Raw genomic sequence first — 20678 nt, 5'->3', positions numbered from 1 at the left:
CCCCATTTCTACGCGGAATGCGTCGCCGGTTTGCTCGCCGGTGCGCGCTTGACGCAATGCGCCAGCGCCTGCTCGATATCCGCCAGCAGGTCTGCGATATCCTCCAGCCCCACCGATAAGCGCACCAGTCCTTCGGCAATCCCGTGCTGGGCACGTTCCTCCGGGGTGTAGGTGGAGTGGGTCATGCTGGCCGGGTGCTGGGCCAGGGATTCGGCGTCGCCCAGGCTGACCGCGCGGCTGAACAGCTTGAGCGCGTTCATGAAGCGTTTGCCGGTGGCGATGCCACCCTTGAGTTCAAAGGCAATCATGCCGCCCGACAGTTTCATCTGACGTGCTGCCAACTCGTATTGCGGGAAGGAGCGCAGGCCGGGGTAGGTCACCGACTCGACTGCCGGGTGGGCCTGCAAGGCCTCGGCCACGGTCTGGGCATTGCTGCAATGGCGATCCATGCGCAGGGCCAGGGTCTTGAGACCGCGCATCAATAGAAAGGCGTCCTGGGGCGACAGTACGGCCCCGGTCAGGTCCTTCAAGCCCTGCAGGCGAATGCGCTGCGCCAGGTCATGGCGGCTGACGGCGATCCCGGCAGTGATATCGCCATGCCCGCTGAGGTACTTGGTGGCCGAATGCACCACCACATCCGCGCCCAGTTCCAGCGGGCGTTGCAGGTACGGGGTGCAGTAGGTGTTATCAACCACCATGGTCACGTTGGCTTGCTGGTGAGCGATCTTGGCCACGGCGGCAATGTCGATCAATTGCAGGTTGGGGTTGGCCGGGCTTTCGCAGTAGATCATGCGGGTCGCGGGGGAGAGCGCGGCACGCAGGGCGTCGAGGTCTGCCAGGTCGACATGGCGCACCTTGATGCCGAACTCACCAATGCCATGGTGCAGCAGGGCGAAAGTACAGCCGTACAGGGTCTGGCTGACGATCACCTCATCGCCGGGGCGTAATAGGGTCCAGAAGGTCGCCGCAATCGCGCCCATGCCGGAACTGAACGCCACTGCGGCCTCGCCGCCCTCCAGGGTGGCCATGCGTGATTCCAGCAGCGCCAGGGTCGGGTTGGAAATGCGCGTGTAGAAGTGCCCGCTTTCTTCACCGGCAAAACACCCCGCGCCGTATTCGGCGGTCGGGAAGGCAAAGGTCGCCGACAGATAGATCGGCGGCACCAGGGCACCGTGATGGTCTTGCGCATCGTAGCCGTAGTGAATGGCACGGGTAGAAAAGCCGAATGTGTTGTGTTTATTGTGCATGTCGGACACTCCTTATTTCCTACAATGCTATGCTCATAACCGAGGCAGAACGTTGCCTACTTTGCCGAGAAAAGCCTGTGGCGAAGGATGAAATCCCATAAAAATAACAACTTGAGGCAAGACATGCCCAGTAGCCTGGACCGTACCGACAAAGCCCTGCTCAACGCCCTGCAAGGCAACGCTCGCCTGACCGTCGCCGAACTGGCCGAGCGCGTGTCCCTGACCACCTCGCCCTGCTGGCGAAGGGTCAAGAACCTGGAAGACAGCGGCGTGATCAGCGGCTACCAGGCGATCCTTTCGCCCAAAGCCCTGGGCTACGGGGTTACGGCCTTTGTCAGCATCATGATGGATACCCACTCCAAGGAAATCGCCCGGGCGTTTGAACAGCGGTTGCTGGACATCCCGGAAATCGTCGCCTGCCATAACGTGTCCGGCCGCTATGATTTTTTACTGGAAGTGGTGGCCAGGGACCTGGAGTCCTTCGGCGAATTTGCCCGTGAGGTGTTGCAGACATTGCCGTGTGTGAAGGAAATCTACTCGAGCTTTTCCTACAAGTCGGTCAGGCCGTTGCGGGTGATTCCGTTGCCGGGATGACGAGGCACTCGTGGGCATTGCGCAAGGCCGTGGTGCTTTCCTGCCGGCTTAAGAGATAAATCGTATTTCTTGCTCCGCTGTGACCCTTCAAGCCCATACGGTACTGCCGGATGCTAAAGGGCAGGGGGGCGATGTCTGGTTTGTAAGCAATGATAAAGATATGTCCGTGCCCAAAGCCCAGCCTGGTGATGCCGGTCGCCATACGCTCATCCATGAACTGGGCCACGCAATGGGGCTTACGCACCCCGGCAACTACAACGGCATTCTCGATCGTTCGAAGATCGACTCCCATGAAGACTCTCAAAGCCATAGCGTCATGAGCTATCGGGGCGAACACACGACCTATGCCAATCATGGGGGCTTTCGGGCGTCGGCTCCCCAGCTCGACGATATTTACGCTTACCAATCCAAATATGGCGTCAATCACCAGACCCGCAAAGACGACACCACGTATGGCTTCAATTCCAATACCGGTCGTGACTTCCTGAGCGTCAATACCAAGCACGACAAAATGGTCGCCGCCATTTGGGACGGTGGCGGCAATGACACGCTTGACTTCTCGGGCTACAGCCAAGACCAGAAAATCAGTCTTGAAGAGGGTACGTTTTCCGATGTGGATGGCCTAAAAGGCAACGTTTCCATTGCTTATGGCGCCACTATCGAGAATGCCAAGGGTGGGACAGGCAACGATTGGCTGGTGGGCAACGCCGCGAATAACGAACTGCGCGGTGGCGATGGCAACGACTCCAGCGCCACGGCACCGGACCGGATCCAGGACTTTGTCAGCGGCGAGGACAAGGTTGACGTGTCAGGTATCAGGGCGCAGCTGGGTGATAAACCGTTGCAGTTTGTCAGCCGTTTTACCGGGGTGAGCGGTGAAGCCATCGTCGCCTATGACCGACAGTCGAACATGAGCACGTTGCAGATTTCGGGAAAACCCAGCCAGCCGGCCTTTGTCCTGGAGGTGCAGGGAGAACTGCAGCGCAGCGATATCGTGAGCTGATCGCTAAAGGTGTCCAAGGGCGGTGGGCCAGTCCTGGCTGTTCAGTACACCCAGCACCTTGAGCTTGCCATGCGCATTGATTTGAACGAACAGTGAGCTGCCATATTCGGCGCCATCAGCGTGGGGGTAACCCAGCACTCGCTCCAGGTCACCGATGCATTCGCTGTGGGTGACCAGCAACAGGTTGCGCCCAGGGCGTTTGCGTACCGGCAGATCGTGGGCGAGGGCCGTGCCACATAAGGTCAAGCGGTCGGGCAATATCTGGGCATCGCCGAACATGAGTCGCGAGGTTTGCACGGTACGCGTGGTAGGGCTGCTCACCACATCGCTGTGGGACATGCCCAGGGTGTGGAACGCGCTACCCACGGCGACGGCCGAGACACCGCCGGGGCGGCTCAAGCCATCCGCAGGGCCCAGGCAGGGGTTGCCGGAGCGGTCGCAGCGTTCTTCATGGCGCACCAGTACGATCAGGTCGCCACTGCGCCAGGCCGCCAAGGCTCCCGAAGTGACCAGGCGATTGTCGATTCCCAGGTTCGGCGGCGTGGTTGGCCAGAGCATTGCGCCCATCACCACCAGGCACAGGGCGATGAGCGCAACGAAACGCAGCCATAACTGCTTGAAGGTTTTCGCCCGGGCCTCATCCGGGCAATTTATGTCAACCACACTCTTCACCCTGACACCTGAGATACAGCCATTTAAGTTGCTGGGCAATTTAGGGGCCGGGGCGTGGTCGGCCAGTGAAAGCGATGTGAAAAAATTGCCTGGGTGGCGAGGGATAAGTCCCTCGCAACAAGGTCAGTTTCTCCTACAGCACTGATCACATCCTCCTTACATCTATTTGAAAAAATACTGTACAGATATACAGTATTATCCTACAGTCCATCCCAGGTGAACGGATTTCACCGCGCACCGACGCCACAATTTTTTAACTATGGATGGATAAAAAATGAAATCGAAAAAAGCCTTTATGCTGGGCGCGGCCATGGCGGCCTCCTGCTTCGTTTCGGCCTTTGCAATGGCCGAACAATACCCTTCGCAAGCCCCAGCCAAACTGTCCGCCCAGGCAGTCAAGCAAGCGGTCGACCAAGTGCTTAAAGTGGGGGGCAAGGTCCAGTCGTCGAAATTGTCGGTCGAACTCAAGCAAAAACTCAAGGCGGCCAAGGCAGCCAAGCCCAAGGCCCTGGCGAGCAAAGCCGCAGCCAGCGCTGCGCCCTTTGAGGCGGTGATCGGCGAGTTGCAAAAGCCGCAGCAGGATCAACTGCAAGGCGCAGCGATCGCGGCTTTTACCCCACAGTTTCCGACCCTGGATATCAACACCCTGTACACCCTCACCGGGGTAGAGACCGGGGCCGAAATCGCCTATCACTTCAACCTGCCGAAAAACGCTCGCATCCAGGTCCAACTGCTGAACCAGAGCGCCGGTACCGATATGTCGTTGAGCCTGTTCCATGACGATGGCCAGGGCAACCTGACGCTGCTGGGCACCTCTGATAACGCAGACAGCGCTGATGAATACCTCAACGGCGTGATGCCTGCCGGCGATTACTACTGGTACATGGTGGCCAAAGCCGCGAGCAATTCGCAGTTCAGTTTTGGCGTGGCGGTGGACAGCAATATCGACGCCTTCGAGCCCAACGACACCGCGCAAACCGCGTTCGCCCTGCCGGATGCCCTGAACCAGGTGACCGGCAACCTCGACAGCGTCAACGATGTCGATTACTTCGACTTCACCGCGCTGCGCGGCCAGGGTGTGGGCATGTTCCTTGGCGATGACGGCGAGGGCACCCGCGACCAGTGGATCTTCGAGCGCTTCGATGGCAACAATTGGGTGGTGATCCAGCCAAACAACACCTCCACCTACCCCAACCTCACGCCTGGCTACACCGTCAAGGTTCGGGTGCGGGCCAACCCGGCAGTGGCGCTCAACCCGCAGGCGCGATACCTCTTGTCTTTTGGCTCGGCGCCGCGACTGAACCAGAGCAATGTGAATGGCGATAACGTGGTGCGCATTCCCAGTTCGATCATGCAACTGGCCACCCAGGCTGCCCGTAGCCTGAGCTGGAGCACCCAATGGTCGGACAGCACCGGTGAGCCGTTGCGGGGTGTGACCCCGGTGCTGCGGGTCGACAAGCGCTTCGATAACACCATCAACTACCACTGGGTCAATTACGAGGCCAAGACCGGTATCACCGGCGCGGCCTCCGGCAATGTCGACCTGGGCACCTGCTCCGGCGATCTCAATGCGGTCTACCCGGACAGCTCGTCCGGCCAGACCTACAACTGGCGGACCTGGTTCAACATGGGCGGCTGGCGCATCGAGCTCAAAGAGTTCCCCGGTGTTGGTGTGGGCGGCAACATCACGCAGTACGTAAGCCTGGGGCATATCTGCAGCCAGACCATCGTGCGCTAACCGAAAACGGCTTGCCGGCGATCGCCGGCAAGTCGGCTTCTACAGCGCCAGTTTCAGTGGCAAGCGGGCCATGCTGGTGTTCTTCAGCGAGCCCAGGTACAGCCAGTCGCCATGCTCGCGCGCCGTGGTCACCGGCGAATAGTTGCCGGCACTGCCATCCTGCAAATTAGCGATCACCTGGCCATGCACGTCCAACCCCAGTACAAAGGCTTTGCGCTCAACGGGCTTGGGCAGCACCAGCAGCGCACGTACCACCATCTTGCGGATCGCCGGGTAACCGGCCAAGCCATCAAGCAGCGGGTTACGCGGTGAATACAGGGCTACCCAGAACCGATCCCGGCCGTTGAAGGTGAGGTTGTCCGGCAACCCTGGCAGGTTGTCGATAAACAGGTCATGGGTGCCCGCCTTGTCGCCCTTGAGCCAATAGCGACTGATGCGATAGGCCCCGGTCTCATTGACCAGCACATAGGCCTCATCCGGCCCCAGCGCCACGCCGTTGGCAAATTGCAGTTGATCGAGCAACACCTCGGTCTGGCCGTTGCTGAAGTCATAGCGCAACAAGCGGCCATCGCCACCATGCTCGATCACCGCTTCACCATCCTGGCCATAGCCCCAGCGGCTCGACGCGTCGCTGAAGTAGGCGTAGCGCCCGGCCGCATCCACCGTCACATCATCGGTAAAGCCGAAGGGCAGGCCATTGGCGCTGGTCGTCAGGCTGGCCAGTTTGCGCTGGCCGTCCAGTGCCAGCAGGCCTTTGATCCCGTCGGCAATGATCAGCCGCCCGTCCGGGTGTTGCGCCAGGCCCAGCGGCCGCCCCCCGGTATGGGCCAGCACCTCCAGGGTCTGGCTGTCGGGTGCGGTGCGGATGATCCGCCCGTCATGCAGGCCGGTGATCAGAAAACCCTCAGCATCCACCAGCAACGCTTCAGGCCCGTCGATGCCCAGGGCACCGATACGCTGGACGTCCTTCAGGCGCTGGTTTTCGCTGTAGGGCCCATCCTTCAGCGAGGGTGCCTTGGGTGGTGTCCAGTTGACCGGTTGCACCTGGGTGGGCATCAGCAGCAGGAAGGCCACGACGACGATCAATACCAGGAGCAGCAAGTGACGGATTTTTTGATTCATGGTGTGTCCCGAGGGGCTTTGGAGGGGGGCGTGACCGGCTCCCAGTGCAACGTGCCGAACAGATAGTCCATCAGCGGCAGCACAATGTTGAAGTTGCGCCCTTGCATCAACTCACGGCGGTGGTGCAACGCATGGAGCTGGTGCATGTGCCGGATCCACGGCAGGCGTGCCAGGGGATGGTCGGAGGGCAGATGTTCACAGGCATGGAAGGTTTCGTAGAGCAGGTAACCGAGGATCATACACCCGGCGAACAACCCCGCCACGTTGGGGTTTAACTGCTTGAGCAGCCACCAGGCGGGGAGGGTGATGGCAAGGCTATGGACAACGATCAGCCAGGCGGGAAACAGGATCACCCGCCAGTCCCTGGTGCTGTCGTAGGTCATATGGCCAGGGGTGAAAAAACTGTGGTGATCGCCGGTGTGGCGTGCATAGAACAGCTTGGCGACAGCGTGTTTGTGATGGCCCAGGTGGCGGTGGACGAGGTAGATGCACAGGTTGAAGAACACCAGGGTCAGGGGGATGGTCAGCCATTCCCAGGCCTGAATGTGCTGGGTGCTGCCCCATGCCAGGAGGATGCAGGACAAACCGTAGAGCAGTACAAAACCGGCATGCAGCCACGGGTTATAGCGTGGGTGGACAGCGGCACGGTAGCGTTCGCGAAAGGCCTCGGTGGGATGGGTCATGGCGTCGCTCGTTGTATTTTTTGTTGGTGAGTGAGCTTAGTCCGGCCTGAGGATTTTGCGAGCTGAGCTTGCCCCTGTGGGCGCTGGCTTGTCGGGTCGCCACATCGCTGCGATCACGCCAGTAAGAACACCTCGGGTGTGCGCCTTAACGACCCACGCGAGCATGCCCACACCCACAAGGGATATCGCAAGGGGCTTGCACCCACCTCATTTCCTTGCTAGCTTCTGGCAAAATGTTAACGATAACATTTGCTCTAAAAATAAAAACAAAACAGAGAACCACGCCATGAAAATGCTTCGCAAAACCCTGTGTTTGTTGGCTTTAAGCATCTCCACCGTCGCCCTGGCCGACACCAAGCCTGCCCCCATGCGCATCGGCGCTTCCTTCCAGGAAATCAACAACCCGTACTTCGTCACCATGAAAGACGCCCTGCAAGAAGCGGCGGCGACCATCGGTGCGCAATTGATCATCACCGATGCCCGCCACGACGTGTCCAAGCAGGTCAGTGACGTGGAAGACATGCTGCAAAAGGGCATCGACATCCTGCTGATCAACCCCACGGATTCGGTCGGCGTGCAGTCCGCCGTCAAATCGGCCCACGCCGCGGGTGTGGTGGTGGTTGCAGTGGATGCCCAGGCCGAGGGGCCGCTGGATTCCTTCGTCGGCTCGAAAAACTTCGACGCCGGCTTCCAGGCCTGTGAATACCTGGCCAAGAGCATCGGCGACCAAGGCAATATCGCGATCCTCGACGGCATCGCCGTGGTACCGATCCTCGAGCGCGTGCGCGGTTGCAAGGAAGCCGTGGCCAAGCACCCGCAGATCAAGATCGTCAGCATCCAGAACGGCAAGCAGGAACGTGACCAGGCGCTGAGCGTGACCGAAAACATGCTCCAGGCCCAACCCACCCTCAAGGGCATTTTCAGCGTCAATGACAACGGCTCCCTCGGCGCACTGTCGGCCATCGAGGCCAGCGGCATGGACGTCAAGCTGGTCAGCGTCGATGGCGCACCGGAAGCGATCAAGGCCATCCTCAAGCCAGGCAGCAAGTTTATTGCCACCTCGGCGCAGTACCCCCGCGACCAGATCCGCCTGGCCCTGGGCATCGCCCTGGCGAAGAAGTGGGGCTCCCATGTCCCCGCCAGTATCCCGGTGGACATCGCCCTGATCGACCAGGCCAAGGCCAAGGATTTCAGCTGGTAAACCGTCCATGCCCCACGTCAATCGTGGGGCACAGGGCATCCTTCTGAACGAGAGGTCGGCGGTATGAGCAGTCTTTTGCAACTGGAAAATATCTGTAAGCGCTACCCCGGGGTGCAAGCCCTCAAGTCCATCAACCTGCAAGTGGAACGCGGCGAGATTCATGCCTTGCTCGGGGAAAATGGCGCGGGCAAATCGACCCTGATGAAAATCCTCGGCGGCGTCGAGCACCAGGATGAAGGGCGCATTCTGATTGACGGGCAGGCCCGACACTTTGCGACGTATCGCGATGCGATTGCCGCCGGTATCGGCATTGTCTTCCAGGAGTTCAGCCTGATTCCCGACCTCACGGCCGTGGAGAATATTTTCCTCGGCCATGAGCTGAACAACCGCTTCGGCCTGCTGCGCAAGCGCGATATGCATGAGGCGTCCCAGGCATTGTTTCAGCGCCTGGGGGTGAGCATCGACCTGCAATGCCCGGTGCGGCGCCTGAGCGTGGCCGAGCAGCAGTTTGTCGAAATCGCCAAGGCCCTGGCCCTGGAGGCGCGGCTGCTGGTGCTCGATGAACCCACCGCGACCCTGACGCCGAGCGAGGCCGAACTGCTGTTCGAGATCATGCGCGAACTCAAGCGCCAGGGTGTGGCGGTGATTTTTATCTCGCACCATCTGGAGGAGATCTTCCAGGTTTGCGACCGCATCAGCGTGTTGCGCGACGGCGGCAATGCTGGCGTCACCGACGTGGCCGACAGCGATATTGACCGCCTGGTGGAGATGATGGTGGGCCGCAAGCTGGAATGCAGTTTTCCCGCCAAACCCACCGCCGCGCGCGGGCCGCTGCTGCTGGAGGTCAGGGATATCCAGTTGCAGCGCAATGGCCCCCACAACCAGTTCCACCTGCACCAGGGCGAAATCCTCGGCTTTGCCGGGCTGGTCGGTTCGGGCCGTACCGAGCTGGCACTGGGGATGATGGGCGCACTGCCGTCGGTGACCAAGGATGTGTGGTTGCGCGGCGCCAAAATCAGCCTCGACGACCCGGCCCAGGCGTTGGCCCACGGCATCGGCCTGTTGCCGGAAAGTCGCAAGAGCGAAGGCCTGATCACCGATTTCAGCATTCGCGAAAACATCTCCATCAACAACCTGCACAAGTACCAGGGCGCCAGCGGCCTGATCGACAAGGGCAAGGAGTGCGCCAGCGTCGAAGCGTTGATGCAGCAACTGTCGATCAAGGCGCCGAGTGGCGAAAGCCGGGTGTTCAACCTGAGCGGCGGCAACCAGCAGAAAGTGGTGATTGCTCGTTGGATCAACCATCACTGCGATGTGCTGGTGTTCGATGAACCAACCCGTGGCATCGACGTCGGCGCCAAGGCACAGATCTACGCGCTGATGCGCAAGCTCACCGAGCAAGGCTACGCAATCATCATGATTTCCTCCGAACTGCCGGAAATCATCGGCATGTGCGACCGCGTCGCCGTGTTCCACAAGGGCGCCATCGTCAAGGTACTGGAAGCGTCCGCCGTCAACCCACAAGAGGTCATGCGCCATGCAACAGGGGGCTCAAGTGAATACGTCCATTAACCGCGCAGGTACCCAGGGGTTACGGCTGAACCTGGCACGACTGGTGCGCTCGCCGGCGTTCTATCCGTTTATCGGGCTGCTGGTGGTCACGGCGGTGATGATCGTGGCCAGCGACAACTTCCTCACCGCCAGCAACCTGTCCAATATCGGCCGCCAGGTGTCGATCAACGCGATCATCGCGGTGGGCATGACCTGCGTGATCCTCACCGGTGGTATCGACTTGTCGGTGGGGCCGGTGATGGCCTTGTCCGGCACCCTGACCGCCGGGCTGATGGTCGCGGGCCTGCCGCCGGGCCTGGCGATTGGCGCGGGCCTGTTGATCGGCGTGGCCTTTGGTATCGGTAACGGGCTGTTCGTGGCGTACCTGCATATGCCGCCGATCATCGTCACCCTGGCGACCATGGGCATCGCCCGGGGTTTCGGCCTGATGTACACCGATGGCTATCCGATTTCCGGGCTGCCGGAGTGGTTTGGTTTCTTTGGCCGCCAAAGCCTGCTGGGCATCCAGGTGCCGATCCTGATCATGCTGGTCACCTACCTGGTGGCCTACGTGCTGCTGCAACACACACGCATCGGCCGCTACATCTACGCCATCGGTGGCAACGAAGAGGCGGTGCGCCTGTCCGGGGTGCGCGCGGCGCGCTTCAAGTTGCTGGTGTATGGCATCAGCGGCCTGACCGCAGCGATTGCCGGGCTGGTGTTGACCTCGCGCCTGATGAGTGGCCAACCCAACGCCGGCATCGGTTTCGAGCTGGATGCGATTGCCGCGGTGGTCCTGGGCGGCGCCTCGATTGCCGGTGGGCGCGGGGTGATTGTCGGCACCTTGCTCGGCGCCATGCTGTTGGGCGTGTTGAACAACGGCCTGAACATGCTCGGGGTCTCGCCCTATGTGCAGAGCGTGATCAAGGGCGCAATTATTTTGCTGGCGATCTTTATCAGCCGTCAGCGCCACAAGTAAAAAAACCAGCACCTCAACGCGGCCGCCGTGGCCGCGACGGGCTCTCTCATCTTCAATAAAGGTCAGTACATCATGGATAAGCACAGCCAAATGCAAGCCGTCGTCTGCCACGGCCCGAAAGACTACCGCCTGGAGCGCATCAGCAAACCCCTGGCGCGGCCCAATGAACTGGTGATCCGCATTGCCGCCTGCGGGATCTGCGCCAGTGACTGCAAATGCCACTCGGGCGCGGCGATGTTCTGGGGTGGCGACAACCCGTGGGTCAAGGCGCCGGTGGTGCCGGGGCACGAGTTTTTCGGTTACGTGGAGCAAGTGGGCGAGGGCGCCGAGGAGCACTTTGAGGTCAAGGTCGGCGACAAGGTCATCGCCGAGCAGATCGTGCCCTGTGGCAAGTGCCGCTTCTGCAAGTCCGGCAAGTACTGGATGTGCGAAGTGCACAACATTTTCGGCTTCCAGCGCGAAGTGGCCGAAGGCGGCATGGCCCAGTACATGCGCATCCCCAAGACCGCCATCGTGCACAAGATTCCCGAGTCGGTGTCCCTGGAGGATTCGGCGTTGATCGAGCCCATGGCCTGCGCGATCCATACGGTCAACCGTGGCGACCTGCAACTCGATGACGTGGTGGTGATTGCCGGTGCCGGCACCCTGGGCCTGTGCATGGTCCAGGTGGCTGCGCTGAAGACCCCGAAAAAGCTGGTGGTGATCGACATGGTCGACGAGCGCCTGGAGCTGGCGAAAAAATACGGCGCCGATGTGGTGATCAACCCGGCCCGTGACAACGCCCGCGCGATCATCAATGGCCTGACCGACAACTACGGCTGCGACGTGTATATCGAGACCACTGGCGTGCCGGCCGGCGTGACCCAGGGCCTGGATTTAATCCGCAAGCTGGGGCGGTTTGTCGAGTTCAGCGTGTTCGGCGCCGAGACCAGTGCCGACTGGTCAATCATCGGTGACCGCAAGGAACTGGACGTACGCGGCGCACACCTGGGGCCGTATTGCTACCCGGTGGCCATCGACCTGTTCGAGCGCGGCCTGGTGACGTCCAAGGGCATCGTCACCCACGACTTCCCCCTGGATAACTGGGCCGAAGCGTTCGACCTGGCCAACTCGGTGAAGTCGATCAAGGTGCTGCTCAAGCCGGGGCAATAAGTATGAAATACGTGATTGGCGTGGACATTGGCACCCAAAGCACCAAGGCGCTGTTGGTGGATGGTGAGGGTCGGATCATTGCCCAGCACAGCCAGGGCTATCGCGTGGACACGCCAAAAGTGCGCTGGGCCGAGCAGTGGCCGCAGGTCTGGCTGGACGCGGTGGAGGCCTGTGTAGCCGGGTGCATGGGCAAGGCCGGGGTCGTCAAAGAGCAGGTCAAGGCGCTGTGCATCAGCAGCCTGTACGGCGGCTCGGGGATAGCCGTGGATGCGCAGATCAAGCCGCTGCACCCATGCCTGATCTGGATGGACCGCCGCGCCGGCGAGCAGGTGGCCTGGGTCCGCGAGCAGGTTGACCTGGAGCGCCTGTTCGCGGTCACCGGCAACTCCCTGGACAGCTACTACGGCTTCACCAAGATGCTCTGGCTCAAGCAGCACCAGCCTGAAGTCTGGGCCAACACCCGCTACCTGCTGCCGCCCAACAGCTATATCAATTACTGCCTGACCGGTGAGGTGGCGGTGGATCACAGCAGCGCCGGCAATATCGGCGGGGTCTATGATGTGGCCGCGCGCGGCTGGTCCGTCGAGATGCTGGCGGCGCTGGATATCCCGTTGGCAATGATGCCCGAGCGCTTGCTGTATTCGGGCGAAGTGGTGGGCGGTTTGCTGCCGGAATGGGCTAGGCGCCTGGGCCTGGCGCCGGGCATGCCGGTGCTGGCCGGTGGCGTCGATGCGGCGATGGCGACCCTGGCGGCCGGCGTCACCCGGCCGGGCAACCACGTGGCGATGATCGGCACCAGCATGTGCTGGGGCTACCTCAACCAGCAGGTGGATGCCCGCCATGGCCTGGTGAGCATGCCCCATGTCTATAACGGCCAGCAGGACCTGTACATCTTTGGCGGCGCGATTACTGCCGGTGCCTCGGTAAGCTGGTTTCGCGAGCAGTTCTGCCAGGCCGAGGAGCAACAGGCCCAGGCCACCGGCCAAGACAGCCTGTGGCTGCTGGAACAGCGCGCGCGCGAGATCCCGGCGGGCAGTGAAGGGCTGTTGTTTTTGCCTTACCTGATGGGCGAGCGCAGCCCGGTGTGGGATGACCAGGCCAGCGGCAGCTTTGTCGGCCTGAACCTGTATCACAGCCGCATCCACCTGTACCGCGCGGTGCTCGAAGGCGTGAGTTTTGCCCTGCGGCACAATATCGAGGCGGGCATGCGCGGTGCCCATTCCCTGGACCCACGGTTGATCGTGGTGGGCGGCGCGAGCCATTCGGATTTGTGGATGCAGATTATCGCGGATGTCACCCGCTACCCGGTGTACACCATCGTCCAGGAAGTGGAGGCGGCGCTGGGCGCAGCGTTGTTGGCGGCGCACACGGTGGGGCTGGTGGATAAGGCGCAAATGGACAAAGGCTGGGTGCAGTTGCAGCTGCGGGCCGAGCCTGGGGCTGAAAATGTGCAGGCATACGACCGCGCTTTTGCCGACTACCTGAAGCTGTATCCGGCACTCAAACCGATCATGCATAGCCTGCAAATGAGTTAAGTGAACACAGACCAAGATTTGGGAGCAGGCAAGCCAGCTCCCACAGGGGTTCTCCATTGCATTCGAGACCATCATCCATGACCACCACCTTCGACTTCAGCCACCAGCGCATCCTTGTTACCGGCGCCACCAGCGGTATTGGCCGGGAAATCGCCCTGCAACTGATCGCCAGCGGCGCCCAGGTCTTTGCCATCGGCCGCGATGCCCACGCCCTGTCCCAATTGGGTTGTGCAACCCTGTGCCTGGACATCGCCAACAGCGCCGCCCTGGACCTGGCCCTCAAGGACTTGCCGCCCATGCACGGCCTGGTCAATTGCGCCGGGATCTCGCGCCTGGAACCGGCAGCGGCGATCAGCAGCGCCGCCTTCGACCACGTGATGAACGTCAACGCCCGCGCCGCCGCGCAAGTCGCCAGCCGGGTAGCGGCGGCGATGATCGCGGCAGGTATCGCCGGCAGTATCGTCAACGTTTCCAGCCAGGCCTCGTTGGTGGCGCTGGAGGATCACCTCGGTTATTGCGCGTCCAAGGCTGCCCTGGATGCGATCACCCGTGTGCAATGTGCCGAATGGGGACGTTTCGGGATCCGCGTCAACAGCGTCAACCCTACCGTGACCCTCACGCCGATGGCGCAACAGGCCTGGTCCGACCCGGCCAAACGCGACCCGGCCCTGGCGGCGATTCCCCTGGGGCGTTTTGCGCAGCCCCGGGAAGTGGCGTTGCCGGTGCTGTTCCTGTTGAGTGAGGCCGCGAGCATGATCAGTGGGGTCAGCCTGCCGATTGATGGCGGCTACACCAGCCGCTAGCCGTTCTCCAGCTTGCCGGCGATCACCACCTTGTCCCGGGGTTTGTGCGGGTCTTGCAGGCGGTCGAGCAACAGGCGCACCGCACTGCTGCCGGCCAGCGACGCATCGTGGGCCACGCAGGCAATCGGCACGCCGAAGATATCGGCAAACGGCAGGCGGTCGATGCCGCAGATGGTCAGGCTGTCGTGGGGGATATTGTGCATGCGCAAGGCGCGCAGGGCGCCGAGGGTGATCAACTGGTTGAAACCCATGATCGCCTCCGGCGCGGGGTGCGCGGCCAGGTAGTCGAGGGTGTGCAGGTAGGAGGGCATCAAGGTGTAGTCGCCGGCGCACACTTCGACCTGCACCTGGGGATGCTCGGCGAGCACTTCGCGCAGGCCCTTGAGGCGCTCCACGGTGATGCGTGAATGCTGCGGCCCGGTCAGTACCAGCAGGCGCTTGAGCGCCGGGTTCTGGCGCAACAGGTACTGCGCGGCCTCGATCCCGCTGTGGTAGTTGTCCAGCACCACGCGGCTGAACGGGCTGTCGTGGATCGTGCGGTCGAGCAGCACCACCGGGGTCTTGCCGTTGCCCAGGCGCTCCAGGTAATCGGGCTGGTAGTCGGGCTCGTCGGAGACCGGCGACAGGATAATCCCCGCCACGCGATAACCCAGCAGGGTATCCACGGCCTTGCTTTCCAATTCTTCCAGCTCGTCGGTGTCCACCAGCATGATGGTGTAGCCGTGCTTTTTCGCCTCGCGGGAAATCGCCTTGATCATTTCGCTGTAGAACGGGTTGTCCACCGACGCAGTGATCACCCCGATGATCAGGCTTTCGCTGCGCTTGAGCCCGCGAGCAAAGGCGTTGGGCACATAGTCCAGCTCCCGCGCCACCTCAAGGATCCGCGCCAGGGTGGCGGGCTTGACCAGGTCAGGTTTGCTCAACGCCCGCGACACCGTGATGGTGGTCATATTGACGCGTTTGGCGATGTCGCTGATGGTGACGGATTTTTTCTTGTTCATCGGCAGGTGGGACCAGGAGAAAACATCAGGAGGCTACCATGGGCATCGGTTCAAAGCACCGGATCCCAACGCTGTGACCAATCGCTCTCGGCCTTGACCACCCCGCGCAGCAGCACCAGGGCCTGCTGCAGGATCGCCGAATCACGCTCACGCGAGTACACCAGGTAGGTCGGGAAACTGAACTCCGGGGCCTTGGGCACGCGCTCCATCACGCCGCTTTCGAGATAGCTCTGCACCACCCGCGTGCGGAAATAGCCGCTGCCACCGTTCTCCAGGATGTACTGCAAGGCCAACGGCCCCAGGTTGAAACTCACAGCCGCGCGGGCCTTGTCCGGCAGGGCGGCGTCGTGTTGCTGGCGAAAGCCCGCGCCCCAGTCGATATACACATAGGGATCGGGGCGGGCGGCCAGACGCACCAGGATCAGTTTTTCCTCCAGTACCTGCTCCACCTGCAACCCCGGCCAGTACTGCGGCTGGAACACCAGCGCCGCATCCAGCACCCCCAGTTCCAGCTGGCGCAACAGGTACTCCCCGTCACGCACTTCGGTGCGCAGCGCATGGCTGGGGATGTGTTCGCGCAGGGCCTTGGCCCAACCGAGGATCAGCGGGTTGCACAGGCTGACTTCGCCGCCGATATGCAACACATTGCGATAGCCCTCGGGTAACGGCAGGTCGCGGCGTGCGGCTTCCCAGGTTTGCACCAGTTGATTGGCATACACCACGAATGCCTCGCCATCGGCCGTCAACCGCGCCCCGGCGCGGTTGCGCACAAACAGGGTGCTGTCGAGCTGGCTTTCGAGCTTTTGCACCCGGGCGGTGATGGCGGTCTGGGTAACGTGCAGTTTCTCGGCGGCTGCGGCCAGGCTGCCGCAGCGGGTGATTTCCAGGAAAGTGCGTGCCAGTTCGATGTCCATGTCGGCTCCGAGGCAGGAGCGAGCGTGCTCGCGAAAAGTGTCAACGATACCACGCGCCTCTTCGATGAGTGCGTTGCTCCAGGGCTCAGCGCGTGCGCGTGGGCTCACGCTTTCCTTAAGGAAAGGCCTATGTCTGCTCGCTGTGTGCAGGGCTAGTTTGGGATGTGCCCAGGCGGGCTCGTCCCCCGGCATTTCTCACCACTTCACTGCACCAGTGAAAAGGAGACGCAACATGTCGACTTCAACAACGTTTAACCTTTCTCCCTTTGCCAGCAATACCGTGACTCACTTGGATCGTGTCCTTCACCACGATCAACGCGGTGGCGAACGCACAATCAACGGCAAACCTTCATATACCGTCGAGCAGGCCGCCGATGAGATAACCCGTGACAACTCCCGTTGGCACGATACCAATGGTGATGGAAAAACTGATGTCACCTACCAGTTTCGAACGACGGCCGGGCCGTTTTTTCGGGCATTGGGCCTGAGTGGGTTCAGTGAATTCAATCAGGCCCAGAAGGATTCAGCGCGGCAGGCCATGGACCAATGGTCGGATGTGGCGAATGTGCGCTTCACCGAACAGGGTCAGGGAGCGGTGAGTGAGGGCAATATCAACTTTGGAAACTTCAATGAAAGCGCTGACGGCAAAAACGCTTTCGCGACGACGCTGCCTTCTGAAGCGACACAGCGATATCTGGCGGCAAACCCGCGTATTCCAAGGTTCGGTGCAGCCTCTGAAATATGGCTGGCCGGATCGGATGAGGTCCATACAGCCCCCAGCCATTCCAACGACGGGCACAGAACCACCGCCCACGAACTGGGGCATGCCCTGGGGTTGTCGCACCCGTTCAGAAGCCTTCCTACAGGTTCGAGTTACGCGACGGCTACCTACGCGGAGGACACCAGCGGGCATAGCATCATGAGCTACTGGAGTGAGCAGCATACTGGCCAGTCCTTCGTAAAAAACGGCATCAACTACCAGCCCTCTACACCGATGGTGGATGACATGGCCGCCATCCAGAAACTCTACGGGGCGAACCACGAAACCCGGACGGGCGATACCACCTATGGCTTCAACTCCAATGCCGACCGTGAGGCTTATCGTTTGAGTTCATCCAGAGACGCTCCAGTGTTTACAGTCTGGGACGGTGGTGGTGTAGACACGCTGGATTTTTCTGGGTTTAGCGATAATCAGGTGATCAATCTCAACGAAGGCGCACCGTCGGATGTCGGCGGGATGAAAAAAAATGTATTCATTGCCAAGGGCACGACCATCGAAAACGCCAAGGGTGGGGCGGGAAACGATATTTTTATCAGCAACCTTACCCAGAACATATTGACTGGCGGCGGTGGCAGGAACTCCTACCTGTTCTTGAATGCGCAGCAATCGACACCGCAGAGTCCTGATCGAATCACCGACTTCGTGTCGGGCAAGGACAAGATCGACGTGTCCAACCTGCGGGCGACGGGGCCAGAGGCTACTTATGTGGATGAGCGTGACGTTTCAGTGGTTGATGAAGCGCTGCATGGAGTTGAATCAGCGCCGAGGCGTGACATTGCGGAAAAACCCATGAGGTTCGTCAGCCGGTTTACCGGTGAAGGTCGCCAGGCCATTTTGGAATACGACGCTCAAGCCCATCAGTCCACGCTGCAGATTGACCTGAACGGTGATCGTCGCGTCGACTTCCTGCTCAAGATTGATAGTGAGCAGCCTTTGAAGGGCTCCGATATCAAAGCCTAATCCCGCAGCAACCTGTAGTCGGAGCCGGTCAGCCGGCTCCTGCAGGTGATCGCGTTTCAGGTGGGCGTATGCGGTGCTTGCAAATGCTGGGTCGGGAACGCCCTGGCATACGCCTGGCACACCCGCAATACCTGCTCATCGGCAAACCGCGCACCCACCACATGCAAGCCCACCGGCAAACCATTGGCCGCCAGCCCGCACGGCACCGAGGCCGCCGGTTGCTGGGTGAGGTTGAACGGATAGCTGAAAGGCGTCCACTCCATCCACTCGCCCAGCCCGGAGCCCGGTGGCACGTTATGCCCGGCGTCAAAGGCGGTGATTGGCAGCATCGGCGAGACCAGTAGGTCGTAGTGCTCATGGAACGCCGCCATGCGCGCCACCAATGCCGCCCGGGCCTCCAGAGCGGCGCTGAAGTCGGCCAGGCCGAGGCGTTCGCCCTGTTGCGCAATGCGCAGCAGGCCGGGGTCGAGCAGCTCGCACTGGGCGTCGGTCAACTGCCCGGTCAGGCGCGCCGCGCCGGCACACCACAGGGTACTGAACACCTCCAGCGGATCGCTGAAGCCCGGGTCGATCTGTTCGACATGCGCCCCCAGTTGCACCAGGCCCGCGACCGCTTGGGCGACCACCTTGGCCACCTGCGGATCGACGTCCACGTAACCAAAGTCCGGGCTGTAGGCGATACGCAGGCCCTTGAGGTCCGTGCCCGGCTTGAGCCATGGCGTGTTGCGCGGCGCGCCGATCAGGCCGTCCCGGGCATCCGGTTGGGCCACGGTTTGCAGCATCAGCACTGCATCTTCCACGGTGCGGGTCATCGGCCCCAGGTGCGAGAGGATCGTCATCGAGCTGGCCGGCCATTGCGGTACGTAGCCAAAGGTCGGCTTGATCCCGAAGGTGCCGGTAAAGGCGCAGGGAATGCGGATCGAGCCGCCAGCATCGCTGCCCTGGTGCAACACGCCAAGGTTCAGCGCCGCCGCTGCACCCGCGCCGCCGGACGAACCACCGGCTGTGGTGCGCGTGTCCCAGGGGTTGCGGGTGATGCCGTACAGCGGGTTGTCGGTGACGCCTTTCCAGCCGAATTCCGGGGTGGTGGTCTTGCCCAGCAACACGGCGCCGGCCTTGCGCATAAACGCCGAAAACGGCGCGTCAACGTCCCACGGCCCGGTGGCGGAGGAGGTGCGTGAGCCCTTGCGTGTGGGCATGCCTGCTGTCAGGGTCAAGTCCTTGATCGACGCCGGCACCCCGTCCAATGCCCCGCAGGGCGCGCCCTTGAACCAGCGCTGCTCCGAAGCCCGTGCGGCGTTCAAGGCGCCCTCGGGGTCGACATGGCAGTACGCGTTGACCACCGGGTTGTAGCGCTCGATGCGCAGCAGAGTGTCTTCGGTCACTTCCACCGGCGACAGGCTCTTATCCCGGTAGCGTGCCAGCAGTTCTACAGCCGTCAGGTTGGCGATCTGCGTCATGCTGCTTCACCTCCCTGTTGCGCGGCATTGACCATGGCCCGCAGCAGCACCGCGCAGCCGGCGGCCAAATCATCCGGCGCGGCGTTTTCGATTTCGTTGTGGCTGATACCGCCTTCGCACGGCACAAAAATCATCCCGGCCGGGCCCAGTTCAGCGACAAAAATTGCGTCGTGCCCGGCGCCGCTGACAATGTCCATGTGGCTCAGGCCCAGCACCTGGGCAGCATCGCGCACGGCGTTGACGCAGGTCGGATGAAAGTCCAGCGGCGGGAAGTCGGCGGTGGGCGTCAACTCATAGCTCAAGCCATGCTGCTTGGCTGTGGCTTCGATCACTTCACGCACTTCATCGACCATGGCCTGCAGCTTGTCGGCATGCAGGTGGCGCAGGTCGATGGTCATCTGCACTTGGCCGGGAATCACGTTGCGCGAGCCCGGATGCAGGGTCAGGCAGCCGACCGTGCCGCAGGCGTGGGGTTGCTGTTGATGAGCAATGCGGTTGACCGCACTGACCACCTGCGCGGCACCCACCAGGGCGTCCTTGCGCAGGCGCATGGGCGTGGGGCCGGCGTGGGCCTCGACGCCGGTGAAGGTCAGGTCGAACCACTTCTGGCCCAGGCAGCCCATGACCACGCCGAGGGTGATGGCCTGATCTTCGAGGACCGGGCCCTGTTCGATATGCGCCTCGAAGTAGGCGCCCACCGGGTGCCCGAGCACCGCACGCGGGCCGGCGTAGCCGATGCGCTGCAGCTCGGCGCCCACCGACAGACCTTGCTCATCCTGCTTGTCGAGGGTTTCCTGCAGGTCGAATTTGCCGGCAAACACTCCCGAGCCCATCATGCACGGCGGGAAGCGTGAGCCTTCCTCGTTGGTCCATACCACCACTTCAATCGGTGCTTCGGTTTCCACGCCCAAGTCATTCAAGGTGCGGATCACTTCCAGGCCGGCCATCACCCCATAGCACCCATCGAACTTGCCGCCGGTGGGCTGGGTATCGATATGGCTGCCGGTCATCACCGGTGGCAGGTTGGGGTTGCGCCCGGCGCGGCGGGCAAAGATATTGCCGATCGCATCCACGCTGACGCTGCACCCGGCCGCTGTGCACCACTGCACAAACAGGTCGCGGGCCTGGCGGTCGAGGTCGGTCAGGGCCAGGCGGCATACGCCGCCCTTGGCCGTGGCGCCGAGTTGGGCCAGGTCCATCAAGGATTGCCACAGGCGGTCGCGGTTGATCAGCGGGGCGTTGCTCTGGAGCGGTTGCGCAAAACTATTCATCAGCAGTCTCC

18 protein-coding genes are annotated in these 20678 nt (G+C 61.8%); 10 read left to right on the top strand and 8 right to left on the bottom strand.

The features are described 5' to 3' along the window. Positions 1 to 8 precede the first annotated feature (8 nt). Positions 9 to 1247, bottom strand: coding sequence for a methionine gamma-lyase (locus PSH73_RS16405; protein WP_305460937.1), 1239 nt, complete (start codon positions 1245 to 1247; stop codon positions 9 to 11). 123 nt (positions 1248 to 1370) lie between these two features. On the opposite strand from PSH73_RS16405, the gene PSH73_RS16400 reads away from it, so the two are divergent. Both PSH73_RS16400 and PSH73_RS16395 read left to right on the top strand, forming a co-directional pair. Continuing rightward, the gene (locus PSH73_RS16400; RefSeq protein ID WP_032863716.1) at positions 1371 to 1841 is read left to right on the top strand and encodes an Lrp/AsnC family transcriptional regulator; all 471 of its coding nucleotides are present in this window, start codon (positions 1371 to 1373) and stop codon (positions 1839 to 1841) included. A gap of 160 nt (positions 1842 to 2001) precedes the next feature. Continuing rightward, positions 2002 to 2844 carry a M10 family metallopeptidase C-terminal domain-containing protein gene (locus tag PSH73_RS16395; protein ID WP_220172401.1) on the top strand — a complete coding sequence of 281 codons (843 nt, stop codon included), beginning with the start codon at positions 2002 to 2004 and terminating at the stop codon, positions 2842 to 2844. 3 nt (positions 2845 to 2847) lie between these two features. Here the strand turns inward: PSH73_RS16395 and PSH73_RS16390 are convergent, their stop codons facing one another. Next, positions 2848 to 3507 carry a histidine phosphatase family protein gene (locus PSH73_RS16390; protein ID WP_258571523.1) on the bottom strand — a complete coding sequence of 220 codons (660 nt, stop codon included), beginning with the start codon at positions 3505 to 3507 and terminating at the stop codon, positions 2848 to 2850. A gap of 283 nt (positions 3508 to 3790) precedes the next feature. Here PSH73_RS16390 and PSH73_RS16385 point away from each other — a divergent pair, with 283 nt between their 5' ends. Then, positions 3791 to 5254, top strand: coding sequence for a hypothetical protein (locus PSH73_RS16385; RefSeq protein ID WP_186625949.1), 1464 nt, complete (start codon positions 3791 to 3793; stop codon positions 5252 to 5254). A gap of 39 nt (positions 5255 to 5293) precedes the next feature. Here the strand turns inward: PSH73_RS16385 and PSH73_RS16380 are convergent, their stop codons facing one another. Continuing rightward, positions 5294 to 6376, bottom strand: coding sequence for an SMP-30/gluconolactonase/LRE family protein (locus PSH73_RS16380; protein WP_305460933.1), 1083 nt, complete (start codon positions 6374 to 6376; stop codon positions 5294 to 5296). Further along, positions 6373 to 7059, bottom strand: a complete 687-nt coding sequence (locus tag PSH73_RS16375) for a sterol desaturase family protein (protein WP_057960113.1) — start codon at positions 7057 to 7059, stop codon at positions 6373 to 6375. Before PSH73_RS16375 ends, PSH73_RS16380 begins: the two co-directional genes overlap by 4 nt. Before the next feature lie 286 nt (positions 7060 to 7345). On the opposite strand from PSH73_RS16375, the gene PSH73_RS16370 reads away from it, so the two are divergent. The 6 genes from PSH73_RS16370 to PSH73_RS16345 all read left to right on the top strand — a co-directional run bounded on the left by PSH73_RS16370 (position 7346) and on the right by PSH73_RS16345 (position 14280). After that, the gene (locus PSH73_RS16370; RefSeq protein WP_057444288.1) at positions 7346 to 8260 is read left to right on the top strand and encodes a substrate-binding domain-containing protein; all 915 of its coding nucleotides are present in this window, start codon (positions 7346 to 7348) and stop codon (positions 8258 to 8260) included. Between the two features lie 63 nt (positions 8261 to 8323). Continuing rightward, on the top strand, positions 8324 to 9832 hold the full coding sequence (locus tag PSH73_RS16365) for a sugar ABC transporter ATP-binding protein (protein WP_057960112.1): 1509 nt from the start codon (positions 8324 to 8326) through the stop codon (positions 9830 to 9832). Continuing rightward, the gene (locus PSH73_RS16360) at positions 9798 to 10790 is read left to right on the top strand and encodes an ABC transporter permease (protein WP_057960111.1); all 993 of its coding nucleotides are present in this window, start codon (positions 9798 to 9800) and stop codon (positions 10788 to 10790) included. Before PSH73_RS16365 ends, PSH73_RS16360 begins: the two co-directional genes overlap by 35 nt. A gap of 72 nt (positions 10791 to 10862) precedes the next feature. Then, positions 10863 to 11942, top strand: coding sequence for an alcohol dehydrogenase catalytic domain-containing protein (locus PSH73_RS16355; RefSeq protein ID WP_198792650.1), 1080 nt, complete (start codon positions 10863 to 10865; stop codon positions 11940 to 11942). Positions 11943 to 11944: 2 nt separating this feature from the next. After that, positions 11945 to 13477: an FGGY-family carbohydrate kinase gene (locus tag PSH73_RS16350; protein WP_057441624.1), complete on the top strand. Its 1533-nt coding sequence runs from the start codon at positions 11945 to 11947 to the stop codon at positions 13475 to 13477. A gap of 77 nt (positions 13478 to 13554) precedes the next feature. Further along, positions 13555 to 14280, top strand: coding sequence for an SDR family oxidoreductase (locus tag PSH73_RS16345; RefSeq protein WP_128593331.1), 726 nt, complete (start codon positions 13555 to 13557; stop codon positions 14278 to 14280). On the opposite strand, the gene PSH73_RS16340 is transcribed toward PSH73_RS16345, so the two are convergent. Together PSH73_RS16340 and PSH73_RS16335 are read right to left on the bottom strand one after the other, a co-directional pair. Further along, positions 14277 to 15281 (bottom strand): LacI family DNA-binding transcriptional regulator, encoded by a 1005-nt coding sequence (locus tag PSH73_RS16340; protein WP_057441621.1) that lies wholly within the window; start codon positions 15279 to 15281, stop codon positions 14277 to 14279. The genes PSH73_RS16345 and PSH73_RS16340 overlap by 4 nt on opposite strands. Before the next feature lie 50 nt (positions 15282 to 15331). Next, on the bottom strand, positions 15332 to 16195 hold the full coding sequence (locus PSH73_RS16335; RefSeq protein WP_057960108.1) for a LysR family transcriptional regulator: 864 nt from the start codon (positions 16193 to 16195) through the stop codon (positions 15332 to 15334). 232 nt (positions 16196 to 16427) lie between these two features. Between PSH73_RS16335 and PSH73_RS16330 the strand changes: the two genes are divergently transcribed. Then, positions 16428 to 17936, top strand: a complete 1509-nt coding sequence (locus PSH73_RS16330; protein WP_162947738.1) for a M10 family metallopeptidase C-terminal domain-containing protein — start codon at positions 16428 to 16430, stop codon at positions 17934 to 17936. A gap of 56 nt (positions 17937 to 17992) precedes the next feature. On the opposite strand, the gene PSH73_RS16325 is transcribed toward PSH73_RS16330, so the two are convergent. Both PSH73_RS16325 and PSH73_RS16320 read right to left on the bottom strand, forming a co-directional pair. Further along, positions 17993 to 19396, bottom strand: a complete 1404-nt coding sequence (locus PSH73_RS16325) for an amidase (protein ID WP_305460929.1) — start codon at positions 19394 to 19396, stop codon at positions 17993 to 17995. Then, positions 19393 to 20667, bottom strand: a complete 1275-nt coding sequence (locus PSH73_RS16320; RefSeq protein WP_057960106.1) for a Zn-dependent hydrolase — start codon at positions 20665 to 20667, stop codon at positions 19393 to 19395. Before PSH73_RS16320 ends, PSH73_RS16325 begins: the two co-directional genes overlap by 4 nt. Between the last annotated feature and the right edge of the window lie 11 nt (positions 20668 to 20678).

It is taken from the genome of Pseudomonas sp. FP2294 (assembly GCF_030687625.1).
Lineage (GTDB): Bacteria > Pseudomonadota > Gammaproteobacteria > Pseudomonadales > Pseudomonadaceae > Aquipseudomonas > Aquipseudomonas shahriarae.
The sequence above is the reverse complement of the archived record's forward strand: the minus strand, read 5'-3'. Positions and strand labels throughout refer to the sequence as shown.

What these genes read in the sequence shown, in the direction of transcription:
- PSH73_RS16405 (WP_305460937.1), bottom strand. Translation starts at nt 1,247, where the DNA reads ATGCACAATAAACACAACACATTCGGCTTTTCTACCCGTGCCATTCAC.
- PSH73_RS16400 (WP_032863716.1), top strand. Translation starts at nt 1,371, where the DNA reads ATGCCCAGTAGCCTGGACCGTACCGACAAAGCCCTGCTCAACGCCCTG.
- PSH73_RS16395 (WP_220172401.1), top strand. Translation starts at nt 2,002, where the DNA reads ATGTCCGTGCCCAAAGCCCAGCCTGGTGATGCCGGTCGCCATACGCTC.
- PSH73_RS16385 (WP_186625949.1), top strand. Translation starts at nt 3,791, where the DNA reads ATGAAATCGAAAAAAGCCTTTATGCTGGGCGCGGCCATGGCGGCCTCC.
- PSH73_RS16380 (WP_305460933.1), bottom strand. Translation starts at nt 6,376, where the DNA reads ATGAATCAAAAAATCCGTCACTTGCTGCTCCTGGTATTGATCGTCGTC.
- PSH73_RS16375 (WP_057960113.1), bottom strand. Translation starts at nt 7,059, where the DNA reads ATGACCCATCCCACCGAGGCCTTTCGCGAACGCTACCGTGCCGCTGTC.
- PSH73_RS16370 (WP_057444288.1), top strand. Translation starts at nt 7,346, where the DNA reads ATGAAAATGCTTCGCAAAACCCTGTGTTTGTTGGCTTTAAGCATCTCC.
- PSH73_RS16365 (WP_057960112.1), top strand. Translation starts at nt 8,324, where the DNA reads ATGAGCAGTCTTTTGCAACTGGAAAATATCTGTAAGCGCTACCCCGGG.
- PSH73_RS16360 (WP_057960111.1), top strand. Translation starts at nt 9,798, where the DNA reads ATGCAACAGGGGGCTCAAGTGAATACGTCCATTAACCGCGCAGGTACC.
- PSH73_RS16355 (WP_198792650.1), top strand. Translation starts at nt 10,863, where the DNA reads ATGGATAAGCACAGCCAAATGCAAGCCGTCGTCTGCCACGGCCCGAAA.
- PSH73_RS16350 (WP_057441624.1), top strand. Translation starts at nt 11,945, where the DNA reads ATGAAATACGTGATTGGCGTGGACATTGGCACCCAAAGCACCAAGGCG.
- PSH73_RS16345 (WP_128593331.1), top strand. Translation starts at nt 13,555, where the DNA reads ATGACCACCACCTTCGACTTCAGCCACCAGCGCATCCTTGTTACCGGC.
- PSH73_RS16340 (WP_057441621.1), bottom strand. Translation starts at nt 15,281, where the DNA reads ATGAACAAGAAAAAATCCGTCACCATCAGCGACATCGCCAAACGCGTC.
- PSH73_RS16335 (WP_057960108.1), bottom strand. Translation starts at nt 16,195, where the DNA reads ATGGACATCGAACTGGCACGCACTTTCCTGGAAATCACCCGCTGCGGC.
- PSH73_RS16330 (WP_162947738.1), top strand. Translation starts at nt 16,428, where the DNA reads ATGTCGACTTCAACAACGTTTAACCTTTCTCCCTTTGCCAGCAATACC.
- PSH73_RS16325 (WP_305460929.1), bottom strand. Translation starts at nt 19,396, where the DNA reads ATGACGCAGATCGCCAACCTGACGGCTGTAGAACTGCTGGCACGCTAC.
- PSH73_RS16320 (WP_057960106.1), bottom strand. Translation starts at nt 20,667, where the DNA reads ATGAATAGTTTTGCGCAACCGCTCCAGAGCAACGCCCCGCTGATCAAC.